Source organism: uncultured Castellaniella sp. (assembly GCF_937988725.1).
Lineage (GTDB): Bacteria > Pseudomonadota > Gammaproteobacteria > Burkholderiales > Burkholderiaceae_B > Castellaniella.
The window spans coordinates 1361015-1375226 of sequence record NZ_CALKHS010000010.1 but is presented as its reverse complement, the minus strand read 5'-3'; the positions used below and the strand labels follow the sequence as shown (position 1 = coordinate 1375226).

Genomic DNA, 14212 nt, shown 5'->3' with positions numbered 1-14212 from the left:
GGTTTTAAAGGTTCCTATTATAGGTATCTTTATGGTTGAACGTAAAGAGCGGCAGGCGATGCGGAAAACCGCTTTGTGGATGGCCGGCCCGCCCGCCCTTCAGTTATCATCAACGTCTTGTCGGTAAGCCCCCCGAAATCCGCCTTCTGCCGCCCGCTGGTATCCATGTCCGAGCCCGTGTTTCTGTCGTGTGTCGTCCCGTGCCTGAACGAACAGGCCAATCTGGGCATCTTGCTGCCCGAACTGCTGGCGACTCTGGAATCCCAGGTGGATGCGCTGGAAATCATCGTCGTCGACGACGGCAGCACGGACGGCACGCCGGACCTGATGCGGCACTGGTGCAGCTTGCATCCGCAGATCGTCTATCTGCGCCTGTCGCGCAATTTCGGCAAGGAATCCGCCCTGACCGCCGGCCTGGAGGCCGCCCGCGGCACGGTCGTGGCCTGTCTGGACGCCGACATGCAGCATCCGCCGCAGATGATTCCCGCCATGCTGGACCGTTGGCGCGAGGGCGTGCAGATGGTCTATGCAGTGCGCGCCACGCGTCAGGACGAAAGCCCCTTCAAACGGCTGGGCTCGCGCCTGTTCTATGCCTTGATGCGCACGTCCGACGGCCGCACCGTGCCGCCCAACGCCGGGGATTTCCGCCTGATGGACCGCATCGTGGTCGATGCCTTGCTCAGCCTGCCGGAACGCGACCGTTTCATGAAAGGCCTGTTCGCCTGGGTGGGCTTCCAGGCCGAGGCCATGCCCTACACGCCGCCGCAGCGCCGGCATGGGGTCAGCCGCTTCCATCCGCTGAAGCTCCTGCGCTTCGCCGTGGACGGCCTGACCGCTTTCACCACCTGGCCGCTGCGCCTGCTCAGCCTGCTGGGCGCCTGCCTGTCGCTGGCGGCCTTCGTCTATGGCCTGCTGATCGTGATCACGCATTTCTTCATTGGCGATCCGGTGCGCGGCTGGGCCACGCTCATCACGGTCGTCCTGTTCTTTTCCGGCGTCAACCTGATGTCGCTGGGGGTGGTGGGCGAATACATCGCGCGCATCTTCACCGAGGTCAAGGGCCGTCCGGTCTACCTGCTGCGTGAAAGGGTCGGGGGCGGGGCGCCGCCCTGGTCCGGGGAACGCCAGGGCGGTCCGTCGCCGCGTTCCGGCCAGCCGGCGCGAGCCGGCGGCGCCGACAGCGACGCCGGCCGTTCGGGGGATATCGACGCATGAACCTGTCCGGTTTCCGTCGCGCTGCTCATCGCCTGGTCGATGCCGCCGAGTCCGCCTGGCAAGGCATGCAGGAACGCGCCGCCTGGGGCTGGGTGGCGGCGCTCACCTTCGTCTGGCTGGCCGCCACGACCTGGGCGTACCCCCTGTTGCTGCCCGACGAAGGCCGCTACGTAGGAGTGGCCTGGCACATGCTGATGTCGGGCGACTACCTGACGCCGCGCCTGGACGGCATGCCCTTTTTCCACAAGCCGCCCCTGTTCTACTGGCTGACGGCCGGCGCCCTGGCGGTGTTCGGCGACAATGCCTGGGCGAGCCGCCTGGTGTCGGTGCTGGCGGCCACGGCGATGGTCACGGTGTTCTATCTTTTCCTGCGCCGCTACGCGAGGCTGTCCGTCGCCGGCCGCGCGGTCCTGATCCTGGCGGTGCAGCCCTTTCTGTTCGGGGCCGCCCATTACGCCAATCTGGACATGCTGGTGGCCGCCCTGATCAGCCTGACGGTCATGGCCGGGGCCGACGCGGTGTTCCGCCGCGAACAACAGCGCCCCGATCGCGCGGCGATCCTGGGCATGTACGTGCTGGCGGCGGCCGGTTTCCTGGCGAAGGGCCTGATCGGCGTCGTCCTGCCGGGCGGCGTGCTGTTCTTCTGGCTGCTGGGCCGGCGCCGGTACCGGGCGATGGGCCGCCTGTTGTGGTGGCCCGGCATCCTGCTGTTCCTGGCGCTCATCCTGCCGTGGATGGCGGCCATGCAGGCACGCTACCCCGGGTTCTTCGACTATTACATCGTCTATCAGCATTTCCAGCGCTTCCTGGAAACGGGCTTCAACAATCCGCACCCCTTCTGGTTCTATGTCCCCGTCGTCCTGGGGCTGACCCTGCCCTGGTCGATCCAGCTGTGGCGCTGGCTCTATCTGCACGGACCCCTGCAGGCGGATTTCGTGCCGCCCGCCAATCGCCCCGAACAGGTGGATCGCGGGGTCCTGCGCGGCCTGATGCTGTCCTGGCTGGCCGTGGTGCTGGTGTTCTTTTCGATTCCCACATCCAAGCTGGTCGGCTACGTGATCGCCGTCCTGCCGCCGCTGGCCTGGTTCATCCAGGAAACCTTCGAACAGCGCAAGGCGGAAACCGCCCCGAGCGTGCGCCGCAGCCTGGTGCGCCACGCCCTGATCGCCATGGGCGTCTGTCTGCTGGCCGTGGCGGTCCTGCTGGCCTTTCCGCAACGCAGCTCGAAATCCCTGGCCCAGGTGCTGGCGCAGTCCGCCGCGCCGGGCGACCGCCTGGTGATGTTCGATCAGTTCGCCTACGACGTGCCGATGTATGCCGACTGGCGGTCTCCCGTCGTGGTGGTGACGGACTGGAACGATCCCGGCATCTTCCGGGGAGACGACTGGCGCCGCGAACTGGCCGAAGCCGCCTCGTTCGCGCCGGATCATGGGACGGATGTCCTGTGGCTGCCGTCGCGTCTGCAGGATTTCCTGTGCCGCTCCGATCGCCCGGCCGTCTGGCTGATGGCCTGGCTGGACGAGGCCGACCGCCTGCCGGCGCTGGCGGGGCGGGCGCCCGTGGCCCAGTCGCGCAAGATGGGGCTGTGGCGGATCGCCGCCGGGGATGCCGTCAGCGGCTGTGGCGAAACGCCCAGTAGCGCCCCAGAATGAAGGTCATGCCGGCGATTCCGATCAGGACCAGCGCCAGCAGGATGTCGTAGCGGATCGGGGTGATGCGCAGCAGCGTGGCGTAGGCGGCTTCGTTCACGGCGAAACCCAGGGCGGACACCAGGAAGAATCGCAGGGCCGCCTGCAGCAGGGGGGCCTGCTGGTGGCGGAACGTCAGCCGGTAGTGGCCGGTGAAGGACACGCCGAACGCCACCAGCCATCCCGCCACGTTGGCCAGCAGAGGCGCCAGCCCCGCCCAGGCCACGCAGGCGACGGCGACCGCCCAGTGGGTGGCGGCCGCCGCGCAGCCTACAATGACGAACCAGCCGATCTGGGTGTAGAGTTTTTTGAACATGAATCCTGACCGCCCGCGCGCCAGCTCCGATTCCGAATACCGCCGCATTGTAGTGTGCGCCGACGACTTCGGGATGAACGACGCCGTCGATGCCGGCATCCTGCGCCTGGCGGAGCTGGGCCGCCTGTCGGCCACCAGCCTGCTGGTCGACGGCCCCTCGGCGTCGCGGAACCTGCCGGCCCTGCTCGACACCCGGCTGCAGATCGGCCTGCACCTGAACCTGACGGAATCCTTCGGCCAGCCCGGCGTATGTCTGCCCCTGAAGTCGCTGATCCAGGCCGCTTACCTGCGCCGTTTGCCGCAGGATCAGGTGCGCGACAGCGTCGCCCGGCAACTGGGCCTCTTCCGGACGCTGACCGGCCGCTCGCCGGACTACGTGGACGGCCACCAGCACGTGCACCAGCTGCCGGGGGTGCGCGACGCGCTGCTGTCCATCCTGGGAGCCGATGCGGCCGCCGGGCTCTGGATCCGCGATACGGGCCGTCCCCGCCTGGCGGGCTTGCCCTGGCGCCTGCGCGCCAAGGCGCGGGTCATCGCCGGCCTGGGGGCCGCGGGGCTGCGCCGCCGCGCGCGGGCGGCCGGATTTGCACAGAACGCGGGGTTCCTGGGCGTGTATGATTTCAAGGGAGGCATCCCGGCCTACGAGGCCTGGATGTCCCGCTGGCTGGCCCAGGCCCGGGACGGCGACGTGTTGATGTGCCACCCCGCATGGGGCGGCGATCCGCAGGATGCCCTGGCCGCCCAGCGCCAGGCCGAATACGCCGTGCTGGCCGGCGCGCCGATGGCGCGCTGGCTGGCCGATCATCGTTTGGAGATCGCGGGGACGGAACCCCGCAAGGAGCCCTCATGACCGTATCCTATCAACCCCTGGCCCCCGATTTCGCCGTCACGGGGCAATTGCAGCCCGCCGACATGCAGGCCCTGGCCGACGCCGGCTTCAAGTCCGTCATCATCAATCGTCCGGACGGCGAAGGCGGCCCCGACCAGCCTCTGTCGGCCGACGTGCTGAGCGCGGCGCGGGCGGCGGGCCTGCAGGCGCGCTACCAGCCCGTGGTCAGCGGCGCCATGACGGCGGCCGACGTGGCCGATTTTTCCCGCTTGCTGCAGGAACTTCCCGGCCCGGTGCTGGCGTTCTGCCGTTCGGGCGGACGTTGCACCAAATTGTTTCAGGCCGCCCAGGAATCTGCGTCACATCAATCCCAGGGCTGATCCGACTGTTATTTCGGCTGTTCAGCAGGTATGCTGAAGTCTCTATTCAGCTTTTTGGATGATCCGCGCATGTTCAAGAAAATCCTGATCCCTACGGACGGCTCCAAACTCTCGGCCCAGGCCGCCAACAAGGGTGTCTGCTTTGCCCGTACCATCGGGGCCGAAATCGTCGCGCTGCATGTCACGCAGCCTTTCGCCGCCACGGTCGGATTCGACGGCATGGCCGCCGCCTATGCCATCACGGATGAAGACTACGACCGCACGGCGGCCGAACAGGCGCAGAAGTACCTGCAGCAGGTGCTCGATCGCGCCGCGACCGCCGGGGTCAAGGCCAGCGGCAAGGCCGTGTCCAATTTCAACGTGGCCGACGGCATCGTGCACGCCGCGAAGGAAGAAGACTGCGACCTGATCTTCATCGGCAGCCACGGCCGCAGCGGCCTGTCCCGCCTGCTGCTGGGCAGCGTCACGGTCAAGGTCCTGGGTCTGGCGAAGGTCGCCACCCTGGTCTATCGCGTCAAGGAAAACGACTGATCGCGGCCATCCCATGAGCCGCGTCATCTTCCATCGGCCCGAAGACCGGCATCGCCCGGCGCCCGCCCTGGCGCCGGGCGATGCCGTGCGCGACGTTTATGGGCGGCCCCTGCGCGATCTGCGCATTTCCGTCACGGACCGCTGCAATTTCCGCTGCACCTACTGCATGCCGCGCGAGGTCTTCGGGTCCGATCACGCATTCCTGCCGCACAGCGCCTTGCTCACCTTCGAGGAAATCACCCGGGTGGCGGCCGTGGCGGTTTCCCAGGGCGTGCGGAAAATCCGCCTGACCGGCGGCGAACCGCTCCTGCGCAAGCAGATCGAAGTCCTGGTCGCCATGCTGGCGCAATTGCGCGGGCCAGACGGCCAGGCGCCCGAACTGACCCTGACGACCAATGGCACGCTGCTGGCGAAAAAGGCGGACGCCCTGGCACGGGCCGGGCTGAACCGCGTCACGGTCAGCCTGGATGCTCTGGACGACGCCCTGTTCGAACGCATGAGCGACAGCGGCGTGGCCGTCGCCACGGTGCTGGCGGGGATCGATGCCGCCGCCCGCGCCGGGCTGGCGCCCGTCAAGGTCAACATGGTCGTGCGCCGGGGCATGAACGATGCCCAGATTCTGCCCATGGCCCGCCATTTCCGGGGCTCGGGCCACGTGCTGCGCTTCATCGAATACATGGACGTCGGCAACAGCAACGGCTGGCGCATGGACGAAGTCGTCACGGGCGCGGACATCGTGCGCCTGGTCAACGACGAATTCCCCCTGCGGCCGGCCCAGGCGCAGTATCGCGGCGAGGTCGCCAGCCGCTGGGCCTACGCCGACGGGGCGGGTGAAATCGGCCTGATCACCAGCGTATCCCAGCCGTTCTGCGGCGATTGCACGCGCTTGCGCCTGTCGCCCGAAGGCCGCCTCTTCACCTGTCTGTTCGCCGAACAGGGCCACGATCTGCGGGCCCTGCTGCGTTCCGGCGCCGGCGACCAGGCCCTGCGCGACCGCCTGGCCGGCGTCTGGCAGGCCCGCGGCGACCGCTATTCCGAACGGCGCGGCCAGGCTCATCGCGACCACAAGATCGAAATGAGCTACATCGGGGGCTGATCGTGCCGGGCCCCGCGCCGATCGACGGCCCCGCATCCTCCGGACATCCGGGCGCCGCGCTCGGCGAAGCGGGCCGCGAGCCCGTCGACGGCCTGATCCTGGCGGGTGGCCGGTCGCGGCGCATGCGGACCCCCGCCGAACCCGATATCGACAAAGGACTGCGCGATTGGCAGGGAGAGCCGCTGGTCGCGCACGCCTGCCGGTTCATGCGGGAGCAGGGCGTCGAGCGGATCCATATCAGCGCCAACCGCAACGCGCAGGCCTATGCCGCGTATGGCGCGGTCGTGGCCGATGCCGCCGGGCACCGGGACTGCGGGCCGCTGGCCGGCGTGCTGGCGGGCCTGGGCCGGGCGCAATCCGCCTGGCTGTTCGTCCTGCCCGTGGATGTGGTGCGCTGGCCGGCGGACCTGCTGTCGCGGCTGGCCGCCGCCGCCAGTCCGGAGCATCCCGCCTACGCCCGCACCCCCGACGGCCCGCATCCTTTGTGCGTGCTGCTGCATCGCCGGCAGCGCGCGGCGCTGCAGGACTTCGTGGAATCGGGCGGGCGCCAGGTGCAGGCCTGGCTGCAGGGCCGCCAGGCCAGGGCGGTGGACTTCGCCGGCCCCGACTGCCTGGTCAATCTGAACACGCCCCGGGACTGGGATCTCTGGGACCGGCGGAAAGCCGGCGCGGCCTGATCGGGCGCGGCTTCGCGCATGCGCCCGGCGCCGTATGCGCCGGATCTTCGCGGGACGTCAGCGCAGCCAGTCCGGCAGCGCGTACCAGGTGACCTCGGCGCCGGACGACAGCAGGCTGCCCGCCGGAATCCGCGCCAGCCCGTCCGCCCAGGCCAGACTGCTCAGGGCCCCGGAGCTTTGCTGCGCGTGGGGCGTCAGCACCGTCGTGCCGGAAGGCGTCAGGGCGGCCTGGACGCGGATGAAATCATCCCGATCCCCGCCCAGGGGGCGGTCCGTTTCCAGGATGCCGTGCCGCGTGGGCGGCAGGATCCGGCCGCGGCCCTGCAGTCCCCGGATCAGGGGACTGACCAGCAGGGTGAAGACCGCGAAGGCCGAGACCGGATTGCCGGGCAGGCACGCCACGGGGCGGCCGTTCAGGTCCGCCAGGGCGACCGGCTTGCCCGGCTTCATGCGCACCCGCCAGAGGTCGAGCGCGCCGCCCAGGGATTCGATGGCTGGCTTGACCAGGTCTTTTTCCCCGACCGAGGCCCCGCCCACGCTGAGCACCAGGTCGCAGGCCCCGGTCAGTTCTTCCAGGGCGGCCTCGATGGCGCGGGCGTCGTCGCGGGCGTGGCGCAGCAGCGCGGGCGCCGTGCCCAGGCCCTGGCACAGGCCGGCCAGCATGGGAGCGTTGGAATTGTAGATGGCGGCGGGCGGCAGCGGATCGCCGGGCGCGACCAGTTCGTCGCCGGTGGTCAGGATGCCGACCTTCAGCGGCGCGTAGACGGATGCCTGCGCGAACCCCTGGGCCGCCAGGATGGCGATCTCGCCGGCGCCCAGGAGGGCGCCCCGGACCAGGATGCGGCTGCCCTGGCGCATGTCCTCGCCCCGGCGGCGGATGTGCCGGCCCGGGGACGCGGGCGCCTGGAAGGCGACGCCGGATTCGTCTTCCTGGCAGTCCTCCTGCATGACGACGGTGTCGGCGCCGGCCGGAATGACGCTGCCGGTGAACAGGCGGATCGCCTGTCCGGGCCGCAGGGCTTCGGGCGCCTGTCCGGCGAAACAGCGCTGCTGGACCGGCAGGGTGACCGGCGCGGCGGCGGTGTCGGCCGCGCGGACGGCATAGCCGTCCATGGCGCTGTTGTCGGCGGGGGGCAGGTCCAGCGCCGCCACGACGTCGTGGGCCAGCACGCGGCCGTACAGGGCGGCCAGCGGCAGGGTTTCCTGCTGCTCGGGGGGGCGGGCGCGGGCGGCCAGGCGGGCCTGCGCGGTATCGAAATCCAGCATGATCAGTCGGGGGTCCGGGCGCGGTAGGCGCTGGCGAAATTGCAGGGGGGCTGGCGGCTGTCCAGCTGCGGCTGGAGGATCTTTTCCCAGGCCAGCCGGCAGGCGCCGGTGGATCCCGGCAGGCAGAACACCAGGGTGTCGTTGGCCATGCCGCCCAGGGCGTCGGACTGCAGGGACGAGGCCCCGATGTCCAGCCAGGACAGATGGCGGAACAGTTCGCCGAAGCCCGGCACGATCTGGTCCAGCAGAGGGGTGACGGCGGCGATGGTGGATTTGCGGTGGGTGAAGCCGGTGCCGCCGTTGCACAGGACGACCTGGATGTCCGGGTCGGCGATCCAGTCGCTCAGGACCTTGCGGATCTGGTAGCGATCGTCCGGGCACAGGGCGCGGGCCCGCACCGTGTGGCCGGCGTCCCGCAGGGCCTGGTCCAGGTAGTCGCCGCTGGTGTCGTCCCGCGCCTGCCGGCGGCTGGAGACGGTCAGCACGGCGCACCGCAACTGCACGGGGGCTTGGGTCGGATCGGCTTTCATGATTCGGAGGGGGCGTCCCATTGTTCGGTTTTCAAGGCGTCCGCGTCCTTTTGCTGCACCCAGAAGGCCTGGCCGTCCGCCAGGGTTTCGCGTTTCCAGAAGGGCGCCCGGGTCTTGAGGGCGTCGATGATGTATTCACAGGCGCGGAAGGCTTCGCCGCGATGGGCGCTGGCGACCCCCACGAAGACGATGGGGTCGCCCAGGGGCAGTTCGCCCACGCGGTGCACCACCAGCGTATCCAGGATGTCCCAGCGCTGTCTTGCGCGATCGCAAAGCGCCTGGATTTCCCGTTCGCACATGCCGGGATAGTGTTCCAGGAACAGGCTGCGCGACCCGGAATCCGGGCTGTAGTCGCGCACGGTGCCCAGGAAATGCACCAGGGCGCCGGCCCGGCCCGCCGTGCGGGCCTGCAGTCGTTCGATCAGCGCTCCGACGTCGAAGCGCTCCGTCTGGATCAGGACCATGTCGTTCATTCGCATGCGGGGCCGCGCGGGCCGTCAGCCCCCGGTCACGGGTTCGAAGACGGCGACTTCGTCGCCCGGCCGGATGGTGTCCTGGCGCCCGGCATGTTCCTGGTTGATGGCCAGCTTCAGGCGGGCGGAGGGGCCCAGGGCCGGGCAGCGCGCCGTCAGCGCGTCCAGCCAGTCGCCGGCCGGGATCGGGGCGTCCAGGGCCTGGGTTTCCTGGCGGATGCCCAGATGTTCGGCGACCTGGGCGAAGTACAGGACGTTAATCGTTGCGCCATTCACCGCTTTTACCTCCGGATTTGTAGACCAGCCGGACCTGCTCGATCACGATGCCCTTGTCGGCGGCCTTGCACATGTCGTAGACGGTCAGGGCCGCCACTGTGCAGGCGGTCATGGCTTCCATTTCGACGCCGGTCTGGTGACTGGTGCGGCAGGTGCTGCGGATCGTTAGAGTATGGCGGGCGTCGTCGGCGCTGAAATCCACCCCCGCGAAGCTGAGCGGCAGGCTGTGGCACAGGGGGATCAGTTCGGCGCAGCGCTTGGCGGCCAGGATCCCGGCGATACGGGCGGTGTTCAGGACTTCGCCCTTGGCGTTGGCCTGGGCGGACAGGAGCTTCCAGGCATGCGGGCTGAGCCGAACCCGGCCCTCGGCGATGGCGGTGCGGGCCGTGGCGGCCTTGGCGCCGACGTCGACCATGCGGACCTGGCCGTTTTCGTCCAGATGCGTCAGACTGGGAGAAACTTCGGTTTCGTTCATCGTTCTATCATATCGGATATTTCACCCAGGCTGCCGCCGGGATGCGGCGCGGCTCTGACCGGATTTTTCCATGGCCAAGACGATCGGCGCCTTCTTTTCCCTGTACCTGGCAACCCTGATTCTGCTGCTCAGTTCGGGCTTGTTCAATACCTACCTGGGCCTGCGGCTGACGGCGCAGTCGGTGTCCGAGGTCTGGGTGGGGGCCATGATCGCCTCCTATTACCTGGGGCTGGTCCTGGGGGCGCGCTTCGGCTATCGCCTGATCATCCAGGTCGGCCATATCCGCACCTATGCGGCCTGCGCGGCCCTGACCACGATCACCATCCTGATCATGATCCTGGTCCACGACCTGTGGCTCTGGCTGGCGGTGCGCTTCGTGGCGGGGGTGGCCATGGTGTGCCTGTTCGTGGCCATCGAAAGCTGGCTCAACGAACAGACGGAAAACGCCGCCCGGGGCACGGTGTTCGCCTTCTACATGGTGGCGACCTGTACCGGCACGGTGCTGGGCCAGCTGACCCTGGGCCTGTTTCCGGACCTGGACTACAAGCCCCTGGTGTTCGTGGCGATCTGCAGCGTGCTCAGCCTGATTCCGATCACGCTGACGCGGCGCCTGCACCCGGCCCTGCAGGTCCCGGCGCCGCTGGCCCTGCGCTATTACCTGGCCCGCGTGCCCATGTCCATGACGGTGCTGTTCGTCGCCGGCATGCTCAACGGCGCCTTCTACGGCCTCGCGCCGGTGTACGGCCTGCAGCATGGCATGGACAATCACCAGGTGGGGGTGTTCCTGGCGGCGTCCCTGGCCGCGGGCCTGATCTTCCAGTGGCCGCTGGGCTGGCTGGCGGACCGCACCAGCCGGGTGAAGCTGATCCGCCTGGGGGCTCTGGTCCTGGTGCTCCTGGGCATCCCGCTGTGGGGCTGGCTGCAGTTCCCCTATCCGGCGCTGGTGGCGTTCTCCGTCATCCTGGGCATCGTGCAGTTCACGCTCTACCCCATGGGCACGTCCTTCGCCAACGACAACGTCGATCCCGAACGGCGCGTGGGCCTCAGCGCCCTGCTGTACATGGTCTACGGCGTGGGCGCCTGCCTGGGGCCGCTGCTGGCCGGGCTGCTGATGCGCACCTGGGGCAGCGACGTCTACTTCGTCTTCGTGTCCGCCTGTTCCGCCGTGCTGGTGCTGTTCATCCGGAAACAGCGGGTCAAGGGCACCCACGTCAGCCCGGACGCCCCCACGCAGTTCGTGCCCATGGCCGATACCCTGCAGAACGCCCACGTCATGGCGGTGCTCGATCCCCGGGTCGATATCGAGCACGACATCTCCCATGATCCCGTCGTGGACGATACCGTGCCGCCGGCCGCGGACGAGGCCGCCGCCGGTTCAGCGGGGGAAGAGCAGCACGATGGCGGCCAGGGCCAGGGCGATGCCGACCGCGTTGGTCCGGCTTAGCCGTTCGCGGAACAGGCCCGCGCCGACCAGGGTGCCGATGGAAATCACGCCGATGTTCATGGCGGCGAAGACCAGCGTCGGATTGTCCGGGTAGGTCTGGTGGGCGCGGATGTAGAAGTAGATGTTGCTGAAGTTCAGCGCGCCCAGCAGGATGCCCGAGGCCAGGCTGCGGGCGTGCCAGCGCGTGCGGCGGATCAGCAGCCACAAGCCCATCAGGACGGCCGCCAGGGCGAAGCTCAGCAACAGCGTGCTGGTGAAGCCGGATCCGGTGCGGGCCATCTGCTTGAACAGGATGTCGATCGTGCCGTAGCCCGCCCAGACGCCCAGCAGCGTCAGCCAGGCCAGGCGGCCCTTGAGGTCCGATGCGCCGGTCGCGTTTCCGTCGGCTGAAGCGATGCCGCCGGCCGGGGCGTCGGACTGAGCCGATGCGCCGGCGGGGCGGCGCAGCAGGCAGGCCAGCGCCCCCAGAGCCAGCAGGATGCCCAGGCCCTTCTGGCCGGAGAGGGCTTCGTGGAACACCAGGAAGGCCGCCAGGATCGGGATGATCAGGGACAGGCGCTGGGCGGTGTCGCTCAGCACGATGCCGGCCTGGCGCACCGCGGCCGCCATGATCAGGAAGACGGTGGGCAGCAGCACGCCCAGCAGGCCCAGCAGCGCCCAGCCGGCCGGCGTCTGCCGCCCCAGCGACTCCAGCGGCGGGCGCAGCAGCCACAGGCACAGCGCGCAGGCGGTGACGTAGTTCATGGCGATGGCCTGTTCGATGCGCACCTGGCAGCGCCGGGCGAGCTTCAGGAACACGGACACCATCACGCTGAAGGTGATGCTCAGAATCAGGGTATGCATGGCGGCTCAGTTAGGGGAAGCTTCGGTGGAAGCGGGCATGGGCGTCAGGCCCAGCCGCTGGAACAGGCTGGCGTCGGCCGCCGTCTGTGGATTGGGAGTGGTCAGCAGCTGTTCGCCGTAGAAGATCGAATTGGCGCCGGCCATGAAGCACAGCGCCTGGGTGCTGTCGTGCATGGATTCCCGGCCTGCCGACAGGCGCACCACGGTTTCGGGCATCACGATGCGGGTCACCGCGATCGTGCGGACGAACTCCAGCGGGTCCAGGTCGGGGGCGTCCGCCAGCGGGGTGCCGGGGACCTTGACCAACTGGTTGATGGGCACGGATTCAGGATAGGGCGCCAGGCTGGCCAGCGCGGCGATCAGGCCGGCGCGGATCTCGCGCGATTCCCCCAGGCCGACGATGCCGCCGCAGCAGACCTTCAGGCCCGCGTCGCGGACCCGTTGCAGCGTCTGCAGGCGGTCGTCGTAGGTCCGGGTATGAATGATCTCGCCGTAGTATTCGGGCGAAGTGTCCAGATTGTGGTTGTAATAATCCAGGCCGGCGGCCTTCAGGCGTTCCGCCTGGCCGGGCTTGAGCATGCCCAGCGTCACGCAGGTCTCCATGCCCAGGGCCTTGACCGCCTGCACGTGTTCGATCACGTCGTCCAGCTGCTTCTCGGTGGGCGAGCGCCAGGCCGCGCCCATGCAGAACCGCTGCGCGCCGGCGTCGCGGGCGCGGCGGGCCGCCGCCAGGACCTGGGGCAGCGGCATCAGCGGCGTCTGTTCGAGGTCGGTCGCGTAGCGCGAGGACTGCGGGCAGTAGGCGCAGTCCTCGGGACAGGCGCCCGTCTTGATCGACAGCAGGCTGGAGCGCTGGACCGCGTTGGCCGGGTGGTGCCGGCGGTGCACCGTCTGCGCCCGCAGCAGCAGATCCATGAAGGGCAGATCGAACAGCTCCAGGATGGCGGAAACCGGCCAGGCCTGAGACAGCGTTTCGTGGCGAATGAGGGTGTCCATGAAAGAATCCGCTTGATCAGTGGGAACAGCACGGATAGTAGGGGCCAGCCTCGTTCGTGGCAAACGCGAAAGCCGCTTGAAAATCAAGGATTTTCGCGGTGTTTGGCGGATCTGGCGCCAAGCTGCAGGCATCGCTCACGCCACCCTCGCCATATGGCGGGCAGGACCCCCGGGCTGCCGATTTGCATCAATTTGTAATTATAAAGGGGTCGACTTGCACACGTCGAAAAACTCATGCATAATCTCGCTTCTTCGTTAACGAAGACCTTGTTTGGGGGTATAGCTCAGCTGGGAGAGCGCTTGCATGGCATGCAAGAGGTCAGCGGTTCGATCCCGCTTACCTCCACCAAACTTCTTTGATGAATGTACTGTCCCCTTCGTCTAGAGGCCTAGGACATCACCCTTTCACGGTGAGTACAGGGGTTCGAATCCCCTAGGGGACGCCAGTTTTCTGGCATCGCTGCGGAGCGGTAGTTCAGTTGGTTAGAATACCGGCCTGTCACGCCGGGGGTCGCGGGTTCGAGTCCCGTCCGCTCCGCCAAAGATCAAAAAAGCCCGATAGTTTAACAGCTATCGGGCTTTTGTCTTTTGCGGCTGCCGCACAGTGCGCTGGGCGCGGGCTGGCCATGCGCGCTAGCCAGCGGCTCGCTGTGACAATCGCCCCGACGAGATAGTCAAAATAGTTCGTCGCCGCGCTCAAAGTCCGAAAATCGTTGCATAGCGCTCGGGCTTGAAACCGACTTCAACGCCATGCGGCGTCGTCAGCACCGGGCGCTTGATCATCGTCGGCTCCGCGACCATCAGGTCGATCGCTCTGGCTTCATCCAGACCGTCGCGTACCGCTTCAGGCAGGGCACGGAACGTCTTGCTCGCCTTGTTCAGCACTTTGTCGAGCCCTGCTTCGGCAACCCACGCCGCGACTTCGGCGCGGGTGATGCCCGCGACGCGATAATCGTGGAATGTGAAATCAACGCCTTGCGCACCAAGCCACGTGAAGGCCTTCTTCATTGTGTCGCAGTTCTTGATGCCGTAGATGGTAACCGTCATGTCGGATTGCTCATTCGTGTCGGAGGGCTCCTGTCCTGGGTGTGGGCCTTTTCTTGGGCGGCTTGCGGAGGCGGCGAGCCTAGTGCGTGACGATACTCGATGGGACTGCATGCGCACAGTAGAAATGCAT

17 protein-coding genes and 3 tRNA genes are annotated in these 14212 nt (G+C 68.0%); 11 read left to right on the top strand and 9 right to left on the bottom strand.

What is annotated here, in order from left to right:
* The first annotated feature begins 165 nt into the window (after positions 1–165).
* Together Q0263_RS16880 and Q0263_RS16875 are read left to right on the top strand one after the other, a co-directional pair.
* Positions 166–1215, top strand: coding sequence for a glycosyltransferase family 2 protein (locus tag Q0263_RS16880; RefSeq protein WP_298018877.1), 1050 nt, complete (start codon positions 166–168; stop codon positions 1213–1215).
* On the top strand, positions 1212–2867 hold the full coding sequence (locus Q0263_RS16875; protein WP_298018874.1) for a glycosyltransferase family 39 protein: 1656 nt from the start codon (positions 1212–1214) through the stop codon (positions 2865–2867). The genes Q0263_RS16880 and Q0263_RS16875 overlap by 4 nt, the downstream gene beginning before the upstream one ends.
* Here the strand turns inward: Q0263_RS16875 and Q0263_RS16870 are convergent.
* On the bottom strand, positions 2827–3219 hold the full coding sequence (locus tag Q0263_RS16870) for a GtrA family protein (RefSeq protein WP_298018871.1): 393 nt from the start codon (positions 3217–3219) through the stop codon (positions 2827–2829). The genes Q0263_RS16875 and Q0263_RS16870 overlap by 41 nt on opposite strands.
* Here Q0263_RS16870 and Q0263_RS16865 point away from each other — a divergent pair.
* From Q0263_RS16865 to Q0263_RS16845, 5 genes are all read left to right on the top strand, one after another.
* Positions 3218–4069: a ChbG/HpnK family deacetylase gene (locus tag Q0263_RS16865; protein ID WP_298018867.1), complete on the top strand. Its 852-nt coding sequence runs from the start codon at positions 3218–3220 to the stop codon at positions 4067–4069. The two genes, Q0263_RS16870 and Q0263_RS16865, sit on opposite strands and share 2 nt — an antisense overlap.
* The gene (locus tag Q0263_RS16860; protein ID WP_298018864.1) at positions 4066–4428 is read left to right on the top strand and encodes a TIGR01244 family sulfur transferase; all 363 of its coding nucleotides are present in this window, start codon (positions 4066–4068) and stop codon (positions 4426–4428) included. Before Q0263_RS16865 ends, Q0263_RS16860 begins: the two co-directional genes overlap by 4 nt.
* A gap of 69 nt (positions 4429–4497) precedes the next feature.
* Positions 4498–4959, top strand: a complete 462-nt coding sequence (locus Q0263_RS16855) for a universal stress protein (protein ID WP_298018860.1) — start codon at positions 4498–4500, stop codon at positions 4957–4959.
* A gap of 13 nt (positions 4960–4972) precedes the next feature.
* Complete coding sequence (gene moaA, locus Q0263_RS16850) at positions 4973–6055, top strand: GTP 3',8-cyclase MoaA (RefSeq protein ID WP_298018857.1); 1083 nt, start codon at positions 4973–4975, stop codon at positions 6053–6055.
* A 2-nt stretch (positions 6056–6057) separates the two neighbouring features.
* Positions 6058–6732 carry a molybdenum cofactor guanylyltransferase gene (locus Q0263_RS16845; RefSeq protein WP_298018854.1) on the top strand — a complete coding sequence of 225 codons (675 nt, stop codon included), beginning with the start codon at positions 6058–6060 and terminating at the stop codon, positions 6730–6732.
* A 57-nt stretch (positions 6733–6789) separates the two neighbouring features.
* Here the strand turns inward: Q0263_RS16845 and glp are convergent, their stop codons facing one another.
* From glp to moaC, 5 genes are read right to left on the bottom strand one after another with little or no spacing between them, the layout of a single operon-like run.
* Complete coding sequence (gene glp, locus Q0263_RS16840) at positions 6790–7998, bottom strand: gephyrin-like molybdotransferase Glp (protein ID WP_298018852.1); 1209 nt, start codon at positions 7996–7998, stop codon at positions 6790–6792.
* Between the two features lie 2 nt (positions 7999–8000).
* Positions 8001–8528 carry a molybdenum cofactor biosynthesis protein B gene (gene moaB, locus Q0263_RS16835; RefSeq protein WP_298018849.1) on the bottom strand — a complete coding sequence of 176 codons (528 nt, stop codon included), beginning with the start codon at positions 8526–8528 and terminating at the stop codon, positions 8001–8003.
* Positions 8525–9001: a molybdenum cofactor biosynthesis protein MoaE gene (locus tag Q0263_RS16830; protein ID WP_298018846.1), complete on the bottom strand. Its 477-nt coding sequence runs from the start codon at positions 8999–9001 to the stop codon at positions 8525–8527. The genes moaB and Q0263_RS16830 overlap by 4 nt, the downstream gene beginning before the upstream one ends.
* Before the next feature lie 24 nt (positions 9002–9025).
* Positions 9026–9277: a MoaD/ThiS family protein gene (locus Q0263_RS16825; RefSeq protein WP_298018843.1), complete on the bottom strand. Its 252-nt coding sequence runs from the start codon at positions 9275–9277 to the stop codon at positions 9026–9028.
* Positions 9258–9752, bottom strand: coding sequence for a cyclic pyranopterin monophosphate synthase MoaC (gene moaC, locus Q0263_RS16820; RefSeq protein WP_298018840.1), 495 nt, complete (start codon positions 9750–9752; stop codon positions 9258–9260). Before moaC ends, Q0263_RS16825 begins: the two co-directional genes overlap by 20 nt.
* 70 nt (positions 9753–9822) lie before the next feature.
* Between moaC and Q0263_RS16815 the strand changes: the two genes are divergently transcribed.
* Positions 9823–11196, top strand: coding sequence for an MFS transporter (locus tag Q0263_RS16815; protein ID WP_298018837.1), 1374 nt, complete (start codon positions 9823–9825; stop codon positions 11194–11196).
* On the opposite strand, the gene Q0263_RS16810 is transcribed toward Q0263_RS16815, so the two are convergent.
* Entirely contained in the window at positions 11128–12039 is a 912-nt protein-coding gene (locus tag Q0263_RS16810; protein ID WP_298018834.1) for an EamA/RhaT family transporter, read from the bottom strand. The genes Q0263_RS16815 and Q0263_RS16810 overlap by 69 nt on opposite strands.
* A gap of 6 nt (positions 12040–12045) precedes the next feature.
* Positions 12046–13035, bottom strand: a complete 990-nt coding sequence (gene bioB, locus Q0263_RS16805) for a biotin synthase BioB (RefSeq protein ID WP_298018831.1) — start codon at positions 13033–13035, stop codon at positions 12046–12048.
* Positions 13036–13308: 273 nt separating this feature from the next.
* Between bioB and Q0263_RS16800 the strand changes: the two genes are divergently transcribed.
* From Q0263_RS16800 to Q0263_RS16790, 3 genes are all read left to right on the top strand, one after another.
* A tRNA-Ala gene (locus Q0263_RS16800) sits at positions 13309–13384 on the top strand.
* 21 nt (positions 13385–13405) lie between these two features.
* A tRNA-Glu gene (locus Q0263_RS16795) sits at positions 13406–13481 on the top strand.
* An 18-nt stretch (positions 13482–13499) separates the two neighbouring features.
* Positions 13500–13576, top strand: a tRNA-Asp gene (locus Q0263_RS16790).
* Between the two features lie 155 nt (positions 13577–13731).
* Here Q0263_RS16790 and Q0263_RS16785 read toward each other — a convergent pair.
* Complete coding sequence (locus Q0263_RS16785) at positions 13732–14082, bottom strand: Spx/MgsR family RNA polymerase-binding regulatory protein (protein WP_298018827.1); 351 nt, start codon at positions 14080–14082, stop codon at positions 13732–13734.
* Positions 14083–14212: the final 130 nt, after the last annotated feature.

Bases quoted from the DNA above. Each gene is read 5' to 3' on its own strand.
- Q0263_RS16880 (WP_298018877.1), top strand. From the start codon at position 166: ATGTCCGAGCCCGTGTTTCTGTCGTGTGTCGTCCCGTGCCTGAACGAA.
- Q0263_RS16875 (WP_298018874.1), top strand. From the start codon at position 1,212: ATGAACCTGTCCGGTTTCCGTCGCGCTGCTCATCGCCTGGTCGATGCC.
- Q0263_RS16865 (WP_298018867.1), top strand. From the start codon at position 3,218: ATGAATCCTGACCGCCCGCGCGCCAGCTCCGATTCCGAATACCGCCGC.
- Q0263_RS16870 (WP_298018871.1), bottom strand. From the start codon at position 3,219: ATGTTCAAAAAACTCTACACCCAGATCGGCTGGTTCGTCATTGTAGGC.
- Q0263_RS16860 (WP_298018864.1), top strand. From the start codon at position 4,066: ATGACCGTATCCTATCAACCCCTGGCCCCCGATTTCGCCGTCACGGGG.
- Q0263_RS16855 (WP_298018860.1), top strand. From the start codon at position 4,498: ATGTTCAAGAAAATCCTGATCCCTACGGACGGCTCCAAACTCTCGGCC.
- moaA (WP_298018857.1), top strand. From the start codon at position 4,973: ATGAGCCGCGTCATCTTCCATCGGCCCGAAGACCGGCATCGCCCGGCG.
- glp (WP_298018852.1), bottom strand. From the start codon at position 7,998: ATGCTGGATTTCGATACCGCGCAGGCCCGCCTGGCCGCCCGCGCCCGC.
- moaB (WP_298018849.1), bottom strand. From the start codon at position 8,528: ATGAAAGCCGATCCGACCCAAGCCCCCGTGCAGTTGCGGTGCGCCGTG.
- Q0263_RS16830 (WP_298018846.1), bottom strand. From the start codon at position 9,001: ATGAACGACATGGTCCTGATCCAGACGGAGCGCTTCGACGTCGGAGCG.
- moaC (WP_298018840.1), bottom strand. From the start codon at position 9,752: ATGAACGAAACCGAAGTTTCTCCCAGTCTGACGCATCTGGACGAAAAC.
- Q0263_RS16815 (WP_298018837.1), top strand. From the start codon at position 9,823: ATGGCCAAGACGATCGGCGCCTTCTTTTCCCTGTACCTGGCAACCCTG.
- Q0263_RS16810 (WP_298018834.1), bottom strand. From the start codon at position 12,039: ATGCATACCCTGATTCTGAGCATCACCTTCAGCGTGATGGTGTCCGTG.
- bioB (WP_298018831.1), bottom strand. From the start codon at position 13,035: ATGGACACCCTCATTCGCCACGAAACGCTGTCTCAGGCCTGGCCGGTT.
- Q0263_RS16785 (WP_298018827.1), bottom strand. From the start codon at position 14,082: ATGACGGTTACCATCTACGGCATCAAGAACTGCGACACAATGAAGAAG.